Source organism: Paenibacillus sp. FSL H8-0175 (assembly GCF_045040615.1).
Lineage (GTDB): Bacteria > Bacillota > Bacilli > Paenibacillales > Paenibacillaceae > Paenibacillus_AQ > Paenibacillus_AQ odorifer.
This window is the reverse complement of record NZ_CP150299.1, coordinates 6,384,949-6,402,435: the sequence shown is the minus strand read 5'-3', so window position 1 is coordinate 6,402,435 and position 17,487 is coordinate 6,384,949. Positions and strand designations below refer to the sequence as shown.

Below are 17,487 nucleotides of genomic sequence, written 5' to 3'. Positions count from 1 at the left end.
GAATTCACCATACCCTATCAGAACATGAAAGAAAATATCTCTACTACTGTGAATGGCTAGATAGTGTTATTGATATAAGAGAACAATACCCTCTTCTTCCTCTGGAAAGAACTATAGAGATATCTAACTGATTAGGTATCCAACATGCCCATGTTGATGGTTCCCCTGTCATAATGACTACTGACTTTATGCTCACTATACGAACTGCTAATGGACCTACCCCTGCAGTCAGAACAATTAAACCCTTACATAAACTAGATACGAGAACTTTAGAACTATTTGAAATTGAAAGAAGATTTTTTGAAGAACTGGGAATAGATTGGTGCATAATCACTGAAAATAGAATTCCTACTACATTGGTCGCTAATGTTGAATGGATGAGCGAGGCCAGATACCTTGATACACGTCCGGGGATGGATGAGGAGCTGCTATTGCTTGTCTCTGAAGTTTTGATACAAGTCTTACTGAAAGATTCATGCATAACACCGGTTGGTAAACTGTGCCTGTTGACTGATCGAGATATTGGTTTACAGCCAGGTACGTGCATGTTTGTTTTGCAACATATGTTAGCTAATAAAAGATGGAAGTGCGAGATGAATAGTAAAATCATTCGGGAAATGGAACCATTAGAAGTTTCACCAATAGAAAAGCCGTTTGTGAATATTAATTTAGCTTAAATCCTTGAGGGGAGTATGGAGTATGCTTATTGTTCAGAATACGATTATTGAGCGGTTGAATGATGAAAATGAAACAGTGGCCTTACTTAGAGTGTTATGGGTATGGGAAGAAGAAAATTATATTGTTGTTATAAACATTGATAGTTCTCATGAGATAGAGTTACCCTTTTTTCTAAACTATGAAGATCTGGTAAAAGAAATATCTGAACAAAAGAGTCGAATAAGCACAATGGAGACTGATTTAAGGTTGATTTCACCTGAAGATTCTTATCTGGAAAAATATAAAGATAGTAGAGATAAAAGATGGGAAATCATTAAAGACATCGTTACCCAAGAACCGGATATTTATATATCTGAGTCAAGGGGAAGGTTGATAACAAAAGCACATCTAAAGTCAGGTAAAGCAAAAAAAGTGATAAGGGATTATTTGAAAAAGTATTGGTTTTACGGAAAAATGAGAAATGGATTATTAGATAATTATTTTGATTGTGGAGCTCCTGGAAGAGAGCGAACATACCAAAATAAACCGGGAGCTCGCTCTCAAGATGGGAATACTTTTTTGATCACTGAAATGGATAAGAAGATTTTTCTCTCTGCAATCCGCTTGTTCCATATTAGAAAGAATATGGATATTAAAACTACTTATGAGCATATGTGTGAAACATTCTACAAACGTGGCTTCTATAGGAAATTTGGTGTTAGAGTGCCTATAGTAAACCCTGAAAAATCCCCCACACTTCGTCAATTTAGATATTGGTATCAAAAAGATACTTCATTTTCAAAAAGGTACGCAAACAGACATGGAAAACGTAGAGCGTCAATTGATGTAAGGCCCTTGCAAGGGAATGCATCTGAAAGAGCTACTTCCATTGGTGCTTTATTTGAAATCGACTCCACGCCAGCAGATATTTCATTAGTTTCATTTGATCGGAAAACAATTCTGGGAAGACCAACTCTATACATTGTAATAGATGTATTCAGTCTTCTTGTGGTAGGGTATCACGTAAGTTTGGCACCACCGTCCTGGATTGAAGCTATGGTTGCACTAGAGAATGCTGTAACTAATAAAGTTGAAAACTGTGCCAGATATAATATGCAAATTGAAGCGGAAGAGTGGCCGTGTCATTATTTACCCCGGAAATTAGTCTGCGATAGAGGAGAATTGAAAGGGAAGAATGCAGAAAAATTCGTGAATCTTGAAGTTGATGTTCTAAATGCACCGTCCTACCGGGGAGATTTGAAACCATTCGTAGAAAGACGATTTAGAATTACAAATGAGACAATTAGGCAGTTATTACCTGCAGGTATTGGTCCTAAGCCACTTGTTAGAGGAGACAGAGACCCCGCTAAAGATGCAGCACTTACTATTGAAGAATTCAATCAGTTTTTAATAGTTTTCTTTTTGACGTATAACAAGAGTGCCCTTAATCGCGAATATCTCCCAACAAAAGAGATGTTTGAAGAAGGTGTAGAATTAACACCACTCAAAGTTTGGAATTGGGGGAGCGGAAAAAGACTTCTTCATGAAAAATCAAGAAACCTCATTCGATATAACCTAATGCCGCGGGAACAAGCGAAGGTTTCAAGATTCGGAATTGAGTTCAAAGAATTATGCTATACCTGTGAGATAGGAATAAAGGAAGGCTGGTTTGAGGAAAAAGGGGTCAAGGGTAGCAAGTATATAGAGGTTACTTATGATCCTAGAAATTGCAGCAGTATTTACTATAAACATAAAGATGGTAATTTAATTCAATGTATACTTACTTCAAAATATCAAGAATATAACGATCTGCACTTTGATGAAGTATCTCTGATCATGAAGTATCGAAAGGAACAAATTAAGCTGCAGGAACGGAATGAGAAACAACATAATTCAGAGCTACATGCATTTTCTCAGGCACTTACTAGATCTGCAATGATCGAAACAAAAAAAGAAACCGCGGAAATGAGCTTTTATGCAAAACAAAAGGATAAACGTGAGCATAGAAAAGTAGATAAGGGAAGATGGGGGGCAACTTATGCTTGGACTAATACCAGTGAGGGCAGTGAAAAGAATCAAGATGCAGATCCAGGAAGATTAATTCAACTAAATCAAGGCTCAAAGATCGAAGAAACGGGAAACAGTGATTTTTACGACGATGCACAGACGCTATTTTCAAGGCGAATAAGTGAGAGGAGGGTAAAACGTGAACTTGATGAATGAAGAATATACTAACTTAAAAGGCACCCACTGCATGGCTAGCTACATTACTCAAATCCTTCCTCAAAACCAGGGCAACCCGTTTATTGAGGCAATACCAAACCGGTTAAACGAAGAAGAATTTATTGATGCACTACATTCTGTACCTCCTTTAATTGATGATTATGAATTATTAAGTATTGAAGATAGATTAGAGTTTGTTCAACAAATAAAACCAAGTTTTTGGCTTCCATATCCTGCACACTATGATAAGTATAGAAACTTATACACTATGATAAAAATAGGTTACCAATCAAGAAATCCGATGCATGCTATGTATAATAGGCAGTTGGCCGTAGGATGGGACAAGATTTTTAAGGCTGGAATAGATGAGAATGGTGCAAATTTAGCAGGGAATGTACAAACAGCTCAAAGTCATGTGGAAATTGCTATCAGTGGATCAGGAAAATCAAAAGTATATGAAAGAATGTTAACTCAACTATTTCCTCAAGTTATACATCACTCTGAATATAATGGTCGGAAGTTACCGTACACACAAATCGTGTGGATGAAAATTGAATGCCCCTTTAATAAATCAGTGGGTGCTTTATGTAAAAACTTTTATTACGAGGTAGATCGGCTATTGGGGACAGATTTCTACGAAAAATTCGGCGAAAAAAAGGGGAGATTAGATACACATGCTAGAAGAATGATAAAAGTCGCTACTCAGATTAACCTTGGTGTACTGGTTATCGATGAAATACAAAAAATTCAAAAAGCTTATTCCGGTGGTGAAGAAGATATGATTGATTTCATCACTGAATTAGTTAATACAATAGGTATTCCAACGGTTTTAATTGGCTCTTATAAAGCCTTGTATTTATTTAATAATTCATTGGCAAATACCCGCCGTGGTATACCGGATGAATTTTCTGAGAATATAACAGGATACATGTTAAAAGAGAGTTGGGAGTGGAGAGAATATATTCATAATTTATGGGATAGTCAATACACAAAGACATTCACGAAAATGACTGAAGAGATTTTGGATACTATGTATTACCACAGTATGGGGATTCCGGATATTGCCGTTAAGCTATTCATGCATGTTCAGTCCAGGGCAATTGTAAACGGGGGTACAGAGACAATCACAGTTAATCTCATAAATGAGGTTGCAGGAAGAAGTTTGAGACTACTACAGCCTATTTACCAGAAGATACGAAGTGGAGATACGGAAGGGTATAATCAATTAGAAGATATCCAACCTGATTGGCTTCCATTAAGAGGATATATTCAAGAAGCAAGTCATCGAATAAAGGTTCATGGAAATCTGATAGAACAACAACAAAGGGCTCTGCAGCAGAGGAATAAAAGTGAGTTACTTGAGAAATTAACATCTTTCGCATTTCATATTGTTAAATCAAGAAGTGTTGCGGAAACTCTTGCTAACCAGGTCTTTGAAGCTAGCGATGGCAAAGGTGATATTGATAATATGTTTGCTGGATTGGCTCGATTAGCTTTAGCTATAAAAGCACCTTATCAGGGAGAGGAAGCGCCTATTTCTACTGAAAGCCTACCGCAACAAAAAAAGCCGCGAAATAAGAATAAGCCGGCTCTGGAGGAGAAGGACATTCGTTATGTGGTTAAGGTTGGTCATCAATGAGGGATGACTACAGAAGAAGCGCTTGAAGAGCGTGGACTTATCAGAGAATGTGATGAATTAAATGATTTTGTCCTGAGAGGAAGGATTTCATGAGTCGTATTCTTATGTTTCCAGAACCCTTTCCTGATGAGGACTTCAGGAGCATTATTTTTAGATATCATGTGCGTTCAGCTAATGCAGATTTTTCTGAAAGTAAATTTGAGCTTTTTGGTACAACTTCATACAAACAAACAGTTTTCCCTAGAAGACTTAATTATTTATTGGGAAAACTACCTATAGGCAGTACTCTTTCAAAAGAGTTACTTTTATACAATCACACATGGTATGGCCTCTATAAGGTTTTTTATATGCCTGAACGTTTTAATAGAACTCTGAAGATTATTAACGGTGAGAGTGGGAGGAAAAGTGAATTTGACGGTTTTTCTCATAGGATGGCTCAATCAATCTTATCTAAAGATATAAAATACTGCCCTGTATGCGTGAATGAGGATGAAGAGATGTACGGTGAAGCTTATGTGCATAGAGGGGACCAAATAGACTTTCTTATATCATGCCCTCAACATAATGTATTGTTAGAGAATAAATGCGCTGAATGTGGTGAAGCCTATGCACACTCAGAGTCGGGAATCCTTTTAAGATCTAAATATTGTGGCTGCGGGAGTAAGATGAAAATAGTAAGGGTGGGGAGTTCTGGCGAGATTGTAAAATTTCAATGCGAAATTTATAATGATCTAGTCATATTAAGAGAGCGGCATTTGGATGTCAATGTTGATATTCTATATCATCAGTTAATAGGATATTTATATAGAGAAAAGTATATCGGAATAACGGGTAAAATTCATAAAAAAATATTAATTAAAGATTTTTTAACCCACTATTCTATTGAGAAACTTAATGGAATAAATATTTCAAAAGATAATATTTCAACTAACCATTTCAGAACACAATTCCTTAATCGGGTTTCAATGTCCAACTTCATTGGGTTCTATTTACTTTTAATTCGCTTTTTAGAAAGCTCATTACAAAAGTTTTTTTTAGCTAAGACGGAAATATCATCGAAAATATTTTTCGGTAATGGTCCTTGGACTTGTCGAAATACCGATTGTGTAAATTATAATATCCCCTTAATAAAAATGTGTGTGAGAAAAATAGACAACTGCGAGGATGAGTTAGGTAAGTTGAAGTATTCCTGTGATTTATGTGGATATGCGACCCTCTTGAGAGGGAACATAAATGGAGATTATTGTTCTACTACTTATAAAGATAAGTATGAAAGAAAAGTTAGTTCTGTAGATAACAACTCTCGAATAATCGTTACTGTGGGAGAAAAGAAAAGATTACATGAAAGAAGAAAAGAAATAATTAGAATTTTAGATAAAGGGGTGGATACTCGTAAAAAAATACGACAGGAGAATGAGGCTGTGTATACATGGTTAATGAAATATGATAGAACATGGTTACTAGCTAGACTACCTCCTGAAATAGATAAAAAAGCACGAAAAGTAGATTTTGCTCAATTAGACAATGAACTTTTGATAAAAATCAAGAATGCTGCTAAAAATATTAATCCGAATTACCCTTATCGAATTACTAAACAAACAGTATGTAATCTTTTGGAGGCTACTGAACGTAATAGACTAAAAACTTACAGAGCTTCATTACTTCCATTAAGTTATCAAGAGTTAGAGAAGTATGTTGAGTCCAGGAAAGACTTCCTAATCAGAAGCATACCGAGATTTTATAGTAAATTAGTTAATCGCGGCACTACATCAATGAATATTTATCTATTTAAATCTGCTACAGCTGCCTTTTATCAAGTAGAGGCCGAAGAGAATATAGAAATAGAAAGAGAGATAATTAAATTTCTAGAAGAGAGAAATGCTCTAATAAAATAATAGTTTTAATAAAGTTATAAATGGAAAGAATAGATACTACCAATACTACTTAGTTGGAGTGAGGGTATGATATTTTTTCCGATTACATATGATGATGAACTTTTTTATAGTGTAATGGCACGTTATCACTGGATTTCAGGAAATGAAAATTCGAAAACATCCATGTTAGAGATGTTTGGTTCTTCGCATATTTGTGCAACAAAGTTGTTCCCTACACATCTACAACAATTATGCGAGAGATTGCCCCTTCCTAATATACATACTCCGTCTGACTTCATAGAAAATAATACATTCCTTCCTTACTATTCGAAATTTATTCCGATGGAAAGATATAAAAAATTAAAAGATATTATGATGTACGGCAACGGAACTTCTGTCTATATGTTACTTGGTATAACAGCGAGTGAAATGAAAAAAGCAAAAGTTCTAAAATTTTGCTCCAGTTGTGTAATAGATGATGAAAAAATATATGGGGAGGCATATTGGCATAGGTCGCACCAAGCAGATAGTATCTCTATATGTTTTAAGCATGGGTGCCAGTTACAACTTTCTAATGTAGAAACTAATCAAAGACATAAGCATGCAATGGTGACTTTGAGCAGCTACCTTACTAATGATCATTATTTTCAGGAAAGTGCTGATGAGTTATTGAACTCAGACCATAATCAGTTTATTGCAGAACAATCGTATTTTTTATTAAAGAGCAAAGTGAGTTCAGTAGGATTAGAACGATTGAGGCAATATTATATAATGAAACTTAAGGAGAAAGACTTAATAACTAAATCAGAGAGAATCAGATGGATTAAGTTAATCTCAAAATTTAATCAATTCTACAGTGAAAGCTTTCTGAATAGTTTGAATTGCAAAGTTATTGTAGGTGATGAGCATACCTGGTTTCATAAAGTACTACGTTCACCAAGAGTGACGTGTCATCCATTAAGACACATTTTGATTCTTGGATTTTTAGGAGAAACAATGGACTCTATGTTTGACTATCTTTCTAAGAATAACATCACTGAGAAAAATAACAGTAAAAGATTAAATAGGCCATCACCTACTTTAGGAGATAGTCAGCTTAAAGTTAGAATTGATTGGAAACAACGCGATTCAGAAATTGCTGATAATATTCGTTTAATTGCCAAACATATTTTCAAAGATGAAAATACAATACGAGTAACAAAAAATGAAATTGGAAGGCGTCTTAGAATTCAGTCCCTACTTGTACGAGCTATAGATAAACTACCAGAATCCAAGAAAGCACTAGATGAAGTAGTGGAGTCTGTAGAGCAATTTCAGAAAAGAAGAATTAAGAAAGCGGTAAAGGAATTAACTAAGGATAGAGCAGCCGTGCAACCCTGGGAAGTCGTCCGAATTGCTGGGTTAAGAAAGACGTACGCGGATAAATTAGAGAACGACATATTAAATGAAATAGATATAAATAAGCAATGTTTCCAAGGGAATATCTAAGTTTGCGATTTGAAATGAAACTCACCTCAATATGTTGAGAGACTGAATGCAATGCATTCAGTCTCTTCTGCACTGGATTTTTACCCCATTAGCCTCCCCTTCATATTCTTCAGTACAATTACTCTCTACACACTATTACTAATTATCTATCAGCAAATTCAACGGTAGGTTCAGATCTCCAATTGCATAATACAAGAGCAGTTTCTTCTTTTTATCCAATTCAGTCCTTCCTTTAATGTTAGTTTTATTATTGTATCAAGAGGCAATTCTCTTTTTTTGTCGTATAATGTTAATAATAGGAATTTGGTGTGGAGAAAAGAAGGGTGGGGCATAAGTGCATATATCTAAGTTGTACATTTCAGGATATAAGAATGCTAAAGATAGATCTGAAATAAGGCTAAACAAAGGACTCAACGTGCTAGTTGGAGAAAATGGTTCGGGCAAAACAACAATTGTTAATGCCCTTAGACTTGCTCTGCGAGAGAACGAATTTTCATATATGAATATTGATGAAGATGATTTCTATATATCTTTGGACAAGCAATATATTGCACCGGAAATTAGAATAGATCTTACACTTGAGTCTTTGAGTCCAAATGAACAGGTTACATTTTTAAGTTGGTGTGACGCCGACTACAATGCACAACTACATTTAGAGATTAATTCGAATCCAAATATAAAAGGGTATTATAAAAAGGAAGTTTGGGGAGGTGCTTCAAAATCAAGCATTTTTGAAGACGAGACCTTTGATTGTATTGATTGTATTTATCTCCCACCTCTTCGTGACGCAGAGGAGAAGTTGGTTAATGGAAAGAGATCGAGATTAGCCCAGTTACTAAAAAAACAATACGGTGATAATAAAGATTCACTTGTGAAGAACGTAACTGATTTTAATTCTCAAATAACGAGTAATGCTGAGAATAAATATAATGAAATTGAAAAAGCCAAAATCAATATTAATAACAAGCTCGAGGAGACCCTGGGGCAAAGACTTGGTCAGAGTATAAATCTTCAATTTGCGGATACATCTTTTAATAAAATTGTAGAGAGTATAAAAATGGTGTTCTTTCCTGGTATCAAACAAAATGACTCCGATAAATTTAGGGATATAGCTATTAATAGCTTGGGATATAATAACTTTTTATATATAGCTACTGTATTTGCAGAGCTTGAGCTATTAAAAGACAATAACATGATGACTGTATTATTAATTGAGGAACCAGAAGCTCATTTGCATCCTCAGCTTCAAGTCAAATTCATAAAGTATTTAGAAGACATAACCCGAAACTCGGAAAATCTACAGGTCGTTATTACAACTCATTCTCCAGTACTTGCTTCTTCTATAGACATATATAATTTGATTCATATATCACAGAAGGAAGAGAGTGTTGTTGCAATTCCGTTAAAAGAAATCGATCTGGGTGAAAGTAAAAACTATATTAACAGGTGGCTAGATGTAACAAAATCTGCACTGCTGTTCTCAAAAGGTATAATTCTTGTGGAAGGTATTAGTGAGGCGATGCTCATACCTACTTTAGCTAAGATAGTACTAGCTCAATATAATAAAACAGCTCTGGATAATTTCGATACATTATTACCAACATCCCTAGAAGAAGCTGGTGTGTCTACGATAAATATCAATGGAATTAACTTTAAACATTTCATGAAATTCTTTTCGAATTGTGATGGTAGCACTGGTGATATACATTTACCAATTTTGTGCTCAGGAATTACGGATAATGATCCACCAAAACTAAAAGTACTCGTGTATGACGAGAAAGGCGAATTAAAAAAAGATAAAGATGATGAGCCTCTAACTAAACTCCAAGATATATTTCCTTTACCGAGTGAATTGCCTGTTGGAGCTAATAGTGCACTTCAACTAATGGATGATATTAACAAGAGTGATTGGGGACGATTATTTTCTTCTCCATTAAAGACATTTGAATATGACTTAGCGATAAAAGGTAACACAAATTTATTGGCAAAAGTTATTTGTGATTTATGGCCCACCGAGGGAAAAGTAAAGCAGCGTTGCACTTCAATATCCTTAAAAAACAATGAGTACGATAACGAAGATGAGCTAAAAGAGGATGCTGAATTTATTTTTAAACATATTGATACTGATGAGGTCGGGAAAGGGATCTACGCACAGAAACTAACAGACTATTTAGAGTGCAAAATAAGAGAGCAACTGAATAAAGTTAATGCTACAAAATCAAACATTAATGATGTTTATTTAAACATAAGCAAAATCATTGATATTCCTGATTATATTAAGAAGTCAATTATATGGTCATGCAGTGGCGGTATAGTATGAATAAGGAAGAAATGGAGCAAGAAATAATACATACTTTGAGTTTGAATAAAGAAGCCGTGAATTCCTATCTCTCACTTATTGATAGTAAAGTGAGAGAAAAAACAGAGCAACAACTAAAGTATGTTCTCTCGTCTGCCAAGAAAAACATCTTCTTAGAGGCTTGTGCAGGGAGTGGTAAAACTGAGGTTGTTGGAATGAAAGCTGCATTTGAGATTAGGAAATGGCGTTCAACTAATAGTGGTATTGCGGTGCTTACATTTACTAATGATGCGACTGATACTATCAAAGAACGAGTGAAAATATTTTCAGGATTAACATCATTATATCCTCACTACATAGGAACCCTATCAGGCTTCATACATGGATTTATTGCGCAGAGTTATGGATATAAATTTTCTAAACATAAAAATAGAGAAGGCGATACTTCTTATAGACTGATTGATAAAAGTTTGGTTGTTTATGATAATCACTGGTTAAAAAAATATAAACTCCCTTATTTAAACCTTGCTTCATCAAGTCAGGACGTATACGCAAATCAAATTTATTATGATCATAAAATTAACGACATCATAATTCATTATTCAGAGAACTATAAACTTTCATTAAAAGACTACTATAAGTTAACTGAGGTACAAGAATTTATTCAAAGCGTTCGCGAAAAGAGAGGGAATAAACATCTATTAAGTTTTGAATATATAAAGAAAGAAATAGGGAAAATCAAACAAACTTTTTTTGAGGATGGGTTTGCCAACTTCGAAGATATGAATTATATGGCATATAGAGTTTTAATGAAGAGTGATCATTTAGCTACACTCATAGCTGCGCGGTTTCCTCTTATTATTGTAGATGAATGTCAGGATCTCTCATGGATTGAAATTAATATTCTTAATCAATTAAAGAGTGCTGGTACTTTTCTTCATTTTGTTGGGGACCTTAATCAATCAATATATGAATTTAAGGATGCAGATCCAGTAACCACCAAACAATATTTATCTGTATTTGAGAAGCATTTTCTAACCGATAACTTTAGAAGTTGCGATTCTATTGTAAATACATCCAACAAGTTATTAGGTGTTTCATTGCCTATACGTGGTTTGGAGATTGATAAATATGGTGAGAAGAGTGTTTGTTATTTAGAATATCGAGATCTTGCATCCTTGAAGCAAAAGTATATAGAATTTCTAAAGGAAGTAGAAATACCCTTTAATAATTCGGCTATATTAGTCCGACAACAAAACATGAAACTAGACTTAGAAACGAATTTTAGAGAAAGTAAACATTTAATCTTAGACTCTCTACAACTTTGGATTGAGAATACACCAAAATCACGAATGTTAGCTTTAGAGCTTGCAAGTAGGCATATGCATAGGTGGTTTGGAGGAGCAACGACAAGGAAAAATTATAATTGTCCAAGTTCAATTGATTCTGTTTATAGATGGAGAATCTTTATCAAAGATTTTTTGGATGGATGTTCTGCAGTTTCTGATCTAGTAAGATTTGATGGTATCAATTATTCAACGTGGTACAAGAACTTCAATAATAACTTCTTGAGTATAGTGCAAGAGGCATATCAAAACTTAGCAATTTGTGATAGTGAGAAAAGAGGTTTTTCTGAAATATCTAAGATGATCTCACCTAGAGGTACTGCCAAACAAGACATTACTGTTTACAACATGCCGGATAAAATAAATCTGGTTTCAGTCAACACCATTCATTCAGTTAAAGGGCAAGCTTTTGATAGTGTAATGGTGGTTTCTAGTCTGAAAAATTCAGGGAGTGGGCATTGGAAAAAGTGGATCGAGAAAGAACTTGAATCTGGGCGTATAGGATACGTTGCAAATACTAGGGCCAAATATTCTTTGGTTTGGGGTGTTCCGGTATTGAATAAAGAGGACAGGGATCTGCTTGAGTCTTATGGTTTTAAAAGGGCAGACTAAACGAAGGTTTGTGAAGAACGGCTATTCCTTTTGGATGGCCGTTTTTATTTTATTTTATTTATAGCTTATACCTTTTAGATTAATTGGTATGATTTAAAATCAAAGAATTACTGTTCGCCATATTTTCACCATCTTCTGAGATATAATTATATGTAATAATAAGGGTGACTAGATATTGGAGGTGAAATCAAATCATGATTATATTAAATATCTATGGAAATATTGAACCGACTATTATATCAAAAAAATTAGGTGTTGGAATATCAAATCCACCTAATGATTGGATAAAGGGATTGCAGGACGATATGCTAGAAGAGATGCTAGTACATGAACATAATTTGAAGGTATGGGGAAAAAGAGAATTTAAGAACAGTAAGCTTAGTAATTATGATCTTGCTGAGTTAGTCAAAAAGGCAAAATGGAATATTTCCCATAACTCCGAATTAGAAGTAATAGCGAGAAATCTTGTCGCCATTGATGTATTGGATTTTGAAAATTCATATTTACAATTAAAAAATGACACAATGGATAGCCCTACATGTGAAGTTTCATTTCCACTAAAGTTCATAAATTTTTGCAATAAAATTCAAAATTCAAGTAAAGGGAAGGACGTGTTAAACAAAAGGATACCATTTTCAACTTTTTCTTCAGATGAATTTAACGAGAAGCCGCGCATTCTGAATTTTTTCCGTGCAATATTAAACTCACAGTTGGATTTTGAAAACTATAATAAAGAGTGTATGTCTTCATTAGTTAAAGTAGGAGCACTAATAGATGATTTTTTGCAAAAGGAAGAGGATTTTTGGATTTTAGATTACATAATAAATTCAATGTATCATGATCGCGATTATAATGCTTACCATGTTTTTAAAGTGATGTCCTTAATTGAAATGTTAATCATAAACCCTTCCGGGAATGGAAAGTTAGTTGGTGAGTTAGAGAGGAAACTTCCACAATTCTTAAACGGAACACGAATCGATATTACTAAGAAAGTTACTTTTGCGGAAATAATGAGAAAGTTACGAAATAAAATAGCTCATGGGGATTACAAAGCGATGCAACAGTTGTTACAAATTTATAGAGATGAGTTTATGGTAAACTACGTATTCGATGAATTTGAGCACAGTATAGAAAATTGGACTTACCTAAATATCTGCTGTCGACTAGATGAAGTATTAAATGAAATTGTATGGGAGCTTATAACAAATAAAAATCAGCTGAGAGCACTTCAGTATGCATAAAGACATTGTGAGTATAGGAGGGACTACTCAAATGTTTTACTATTTCGAATTACAATCTTTAATGTAATTAGAGTTTTGGGGATGTTTTCTTGGACACCAACTATAATGTAACTAAAAAAGTGGGCTGAAAGCCAGAAAAGACTTGATTTACCTCAGTTTCTAAGTAACCAACATTAATGTCACTTTACAGTTGTTTGACTAATTACATTAATGTGTTGTTCTGAACATTAAAGTATTGTTTTGAGTAACAAAATTGCAATAAAGTTGTGTTTTGAAAAGCTTAAGAAAAAAATGAGTGTGGAACAGCAACACTGACATCTAGAGCCGTCCTGAAAATACAGGGCGGCTTTATCTTTTTTTTATATGGGGGAAGATGATCTCACAAGGCCGACTTAGTGAAATTGAGCAGGGAAAGACTAAACCCTCTGCCGAAACTCTAAAAGAATTAAGGAAAGAAATTAATGTTGATTTAAACTGGTTATTCGACGAGGATATTTAATTTTGTTAATATGTTGATGGTGTGCTACCCGCGTACGTTCTTTAATAGGTAATTGGAAATGGAATATAATGAGGAGGACGCAGCCCAAGCGAAGGCGCGGGAGCGTTCTTTTTATTAAACTAACGGGAGGATATCCCTCAATTCAATGTTTTAAGTACGGCAGCATAACGAAACAGTAGTTCATTAGCGTTCGAACCAAAACAGTGAGATACAGACAACTGAAGCACGGATGAGTCGGAACGAAACTATCATACGGACGAAGATCCTGGCAGGCAGCATATCTGACCTCCACCTCATGGACAGGTTGAATGAAGGAATGTGGGAGCTAGGCTGTGAGACTTGGGAGGGTTGACCTCCATGAGGAATGTGGAGATCCATAAGTGCAACCATACTTTTCCTAGATAACCACTTTCTTCAGGGTGTGGTTAAGGAAATGTTCTTTTGCGCTTTTCCTCATCCCAACATTTTCTTCGATTTCAACTTGATTCCACCATGAAGTCGTCTGCACTGAACGAATAAAATCAGAAACCTAAGATATTACGAGCATTCAAGAGAAAAGTGATTCCTCATAGAGGGAGAATAGTTTAACAAAGGACAGGATACCGAAGCACCTGTTCTTCAATAATTTCACCATACTTCGGCTACTCTTTGTAAGTGGATTGATCTGTGTCCATGTAGACTACACATTAAAAGACTTATTAGAACATAATATTACATAGAGGAGAATTGGAGATTATTGCGTAAGGAAATTAATATTATAGTAAACTGATGTTCACATGCACTTTAAAAGGTAGTATAATAAAATAAGGAAAATAATACATTTTATAGTTTAATATTTTCCTTTACGGACCTTATCCATTCGTTCAACATTTAAGTGAATATAATGTTTTAAAGTAGGAAATAATTTATTGGTATAGAAAGGGCGGGATAATATGTTTAAAAAAATATATTTAATAGCCTTTGCAATGACTATTATTTCAGGAGTGGCATTAATATCAAATTCAAAAGCAGACACCTATCCAGAAATGGAAACCGTAAATAAGACAGTTGAAAATCCTGTTAACACTAATTTTTCAACAAATAACGTAAAATCCGTAGAATCCGTAGAATCAGTAAAAAACGTAGAATCCGTAGAATCAAAAATCGCAAAAGGGTATTATAGTCAACTATATACACCTCATGGCATGTTCTTGCGAGCAGATAAACAAAGTATCTTTAAGGAATCGGAGATAGCAAGAAATTTAGATCAAATCGGGCCTAATACGAATCAACTAATTTTTGAAGGCGAGTTTTTTTTAAAAGTAGATGAATCAACATTTCTTAAATCGTATCCCAATTCATTGATCTTAAATGAAACCTTAAATGAAACAGATGAAAACCGATTAGACTGACGATGCTTCATTAAGCTAACTGGCAGGATAGTTTGAATATCCAATATACGGTATTATATTAATTATATCGATAGTAGTACTTTTTATATGCATCGGATACATTGAGTTACAAAGGATGGTTCAAAACAGTCAAACAAAATCATGAAGGTATAAGCCGCTATAATACGGCTTATACCTTATTTTGATGGAATTCACGATGAAGCTTAAATTTGGCCTTCGGGTACATCATAAGATAATCGATTTACGGGTCGGATTAACAACTTTATCAAGGTGATTTTCCATTACAAGAGGGAGGGATATTTTATCGGTCATAGGCCGGTGGAAAGTCGAAGAGGTAGGACCAGAAGTTTCAAAAGTGAAACAGAGGTTATCCCTTTCAATATTGTATCGGACTTCATACGAGCTAATATTTAACTACTGGCTACTCAGAAAATTGTAAGGTAATATCGCCGTTATTTGTATAAGCAGATAATTTTTTTGAACCATTCTCTTTATTGGCAGGCAAATTGCTATCTCCTTTCTTTACCTTGCTTAAGATCGCGAAATCATCATATGACCCTAGAATAGAACCGCTAATATTTCCGTTTTTTGTTTCAAGGGTTATAGCCGTCCCTACATTCAATTTGTCCAGTTGGATATTTCCGTTATTTATGTTTACTTCCACTGTCCCTAAAAACACGATTGTTGGTAATACAATACTTTCATTTGATGTTTTTAAAGTCAAATTTTTTAAAGTTGCATCAGGTATCGATACCTGAATAGTTCTGGTTACTTGCGAACCTTTTCCTCCGATATAGTCGTTCCATTCCTTATTACTGTCACTTACCATTGACAGTTCTTTATCGTCAGATAGATCAATCTTGTAAAAATCTTTCTCACTTTCATAGTAAACAATATGAATTTGTTCATCTTTAGATTGGAGGATAGTTACTTTTTTGTCCTTTACATCAATTGTTAAGGTATCAATCTTTTGGGCAGGGATGATGTAATTTTTTTCCTCCAAGGAAGTGGTGTGGGAGGAGCATCCTGCCAATGATATCAATAGTGTCACCAATATGCCTATAGTAGTTAGTAATTTTTTTGCAGTACTTTTCATTATAAAATGCTACTTTGTTAAATCATTTTTCTTTTTAATATAGCCAGTCCTACGAATGCCAATCCTAAGCTTCTATGCAGAAAAATTGCGATATGCAACAAAGTATTAGAGTTGAACATAATGATCTTGAAAAGTCTACCCAAATATGTTGCAAGAGTTGGATCGGATCATTTTTGTATTTCGTTGCGTTTATCAGTTGCATATGTTTTAATCATCATAAACTTTTGTGTTACAAAAAGGTCAAGAGGGTAGATATGAACAACTATTTTACAATTAAGCAAGCAGCAGAAATCGTAGAGATGACCAGTGAGACCTTGCGGCACTATGATCGTATTGGATTAGTCAAGCCATGCCATAAAGATGAATTGTCGGGATATCGATACTATTCCGAGCAGGAGCTCGTAAAGCTGCAAACCATTGAACTGCTCAAAGCAATGGATCTTACTTTAATGGATATTAAAGATATATTGCAGCAGAATGATCTCTCTAAAGTAATTGAATTTCTAAAACAGGCAGAAAAAAGAGCAGACGATAAAATTGCTCGTCTGCAGTATGCAAAATCGAAAATTAAACGTGCCTATCTACATTATGAAAATAAGTTCCACAACGGTTATAGTCAAAGTGAAAATTACTTTATCAGAAACATAGAGGCAAGGGTAATTATGCTTTCGAATAAAATGGAAAGCCCCACACTAAAGAATTTATGGGACTATCACAGACATTTCTATCAACAAATTGAGACTTCTCTGCATTCACAATTTCTATTTGAAGATATGGCGGGAATGTTCACGAATGAAGGAATAACATGGTTATTTGCTGTTTGCTTAAAATATCCGTCTTTAGAGGGGTTGACTGTGCTACCAGAAGGGGACTATCTGTGTGCAAACTGTACCGAAGAGAATAAGAATGCTGTATTACAAAATTTACTTGAAAGGGCAAAGACGGAATACGATGTGTGTCCAGATTTTGTTCTTCATAACATTACTGTGACTGGAATATTGCAGTGGGATTATCAGATACAACTGTTCATTAAGAAACGCACATGTTAGATTAAATACAAAGGAAAAGGTTTAGGAAGAGAAAATCGTTTGATCAAAAGTCGCTAATTTAGCGGCTTTTTTT

12 protein-coding genes are annotated in these 17,487 nt (G+C 34.6%); 11 read left to right on the top strand and 1 reads right to left on the bottom strand.

What is annotated here, in order from left to right:
- Positions 1-137 precede the first annotated feature (137 nt).
- The 10 genes from MHH46_RS28330 to MHH46_RS28285 all read left to right on the top strand — a co-directional run bounded on the left by MHH46_RS28330 (position 138) and on the right by MHH46_RS28285 (position 15,269).
- The gene (locus MHH46_RS28330) at positions 138-677 is read left to right on the top strand and encodes a TnsA endonuclease N-terminal domain-containing protein (RefSeq protein ID WP_256716578.1); all 540 of its coding nucleotides are present in this window, start codon (positions 138-140) and stop codon (positions 675-677) included.
- Between the two features lie 22 nt (positions 678-699).
- On the top strand, positions 700-2,880 hold the full coding sequence (locus MHH46_RS28325) for a Mu transposase C-terminal domain-containing protein (protein ID WP_076194012.1): 2,181 nt from the start codon (positions 700-702) through the stop codon (positions 2,878-2,880).
- On the top strand, positions 2,873-4,519 hold the full coding sequence (locus tag MHH46_RS28320; protein WP_256716577.1) for an ATP-binding protein: 1,647 nt from the start codon (positions 2,873-2,875) through the stop codon (positions 4,517-4,519). Before MHH46_RS28325 ends, MHH46_RS28320 begins: the two co-directional genes overlap by 8 nt.
- Positions 4,520-4,608: 89 nt before the next feature.
- A complete protein-coding gene (locus MHH46_RS28315; protein WP_076194017.1) occupies positions 4,609-6,414 on the top strand; it encodes a TnsD family Tn7-like transposition protein in 1,806 nt (601 codons plus the stop codon).
- 66 nt (positions 6,415-6,480) lie between these two features.
- The gene (locus MHH46_RS28310; protein WP_076194020.1) at positions 6,481-7,881 is read left to right on the top strand and encodes a TnsD family Tn7-like transposition protein; all 1,401 of its coding nucleotides are present in this window, start codon (positions 6,481-6,483) and stop codon (positions 7,879-7,881) included.
- Between the two features lie 334 nt (positions 7,882-8,215).
- Complete coding sequence (locus tag MHH46_RS28305; RefSeq protein WP_076194022.1) at positions 8,216-10,201, top strand: ATP-dependent endonuclease; 1,986 nt, start codon at positions 8,216-8,218, stop codon at positions 10,199-10,201.
- Positions 10,198-12,138, top strand: coding sequence for a UvrD-helicase domain-containing protein (locus MHH46_RS28300; RefSeq protein WP_076194024.1), 1,941 nt, complete (start codon positions 10,198-10,200; stop codon positions 12,136-12,138). Before MHH46_RS28305 ends, MHH46_RS28300 begins: the two co-directional genes overlap by 4 nt.
- Positions 12,139-12,332: 194 nt before the next feature.
- Positions 12,333-13,379, top strand: a complete 1,047-nt coding sequence (locus MHH46_RS28295) for a hypothetical protein (protein ID WP_076194026.1) — start codon at positions 12,333-12,335, stop codon at positions 13,377-13,379.
- A 373-nt stretch (positions 13,380-13,752) separates the two neighbouring features.
- Positions 13,753-13,878 (top strand): helix-turn-helix domain-containing protein, encoded by a 126-nt coding sequence (locus MHH46_RS28290; RefSeq protein ID WP_081383471.1) that lies wholly within the window; start codon positions 13,753-13,755, stop codon positions 13,876-13,878.
- Between the two features lie 932 nt (positions 13,879-14,810).
- Positions 14,811-15,269: a hypothetical protein gene (locus MHH46_RS28285; RefSeq protein ID WP_076194028.1), complete on the top strand. Its 459-nt coding sequence runs from the start codon at positions 14,811-14,813 to the stop codon at positions 15,267-15,269.
- Positions 15,270-15,690: 421 nt separating this feature from the next.
- On the opposite strand, the gene MHH46_RS28280 is transcribed toward MHH46_RS28285, so the two are convergent.
- On the bottom strand, positions 15,691-16,365 hold the full coding sequence (locus tag MHH46_RS28280; RefSeq protein WP_081387940.1) for a DUF4097 family beta strand repeat-containing protein: 675 nt from the start codon (positions 16,363-16,365) through the stop codon (positions 15,691-15,693).
- A gap of 254 nt (positions 16,366-16,619) precedes the next feature.
- Between MHH46_RS28280 and MHH46_RS28275 the strand changes: the two genes are divergently transcribed.
- Positions 16,620-17,414, top strand: coding sequence for a MerR family transcriptional regulator (locus MHH46_RS28275; protein WP_076194033.1), 795 nt, complete (start codon positions 16,620-16,622; stop codon positions 17,412-17,414).
- The last annotated feature ends 73 nt before the right edge of the window (positions 17,415-17,487 follow it).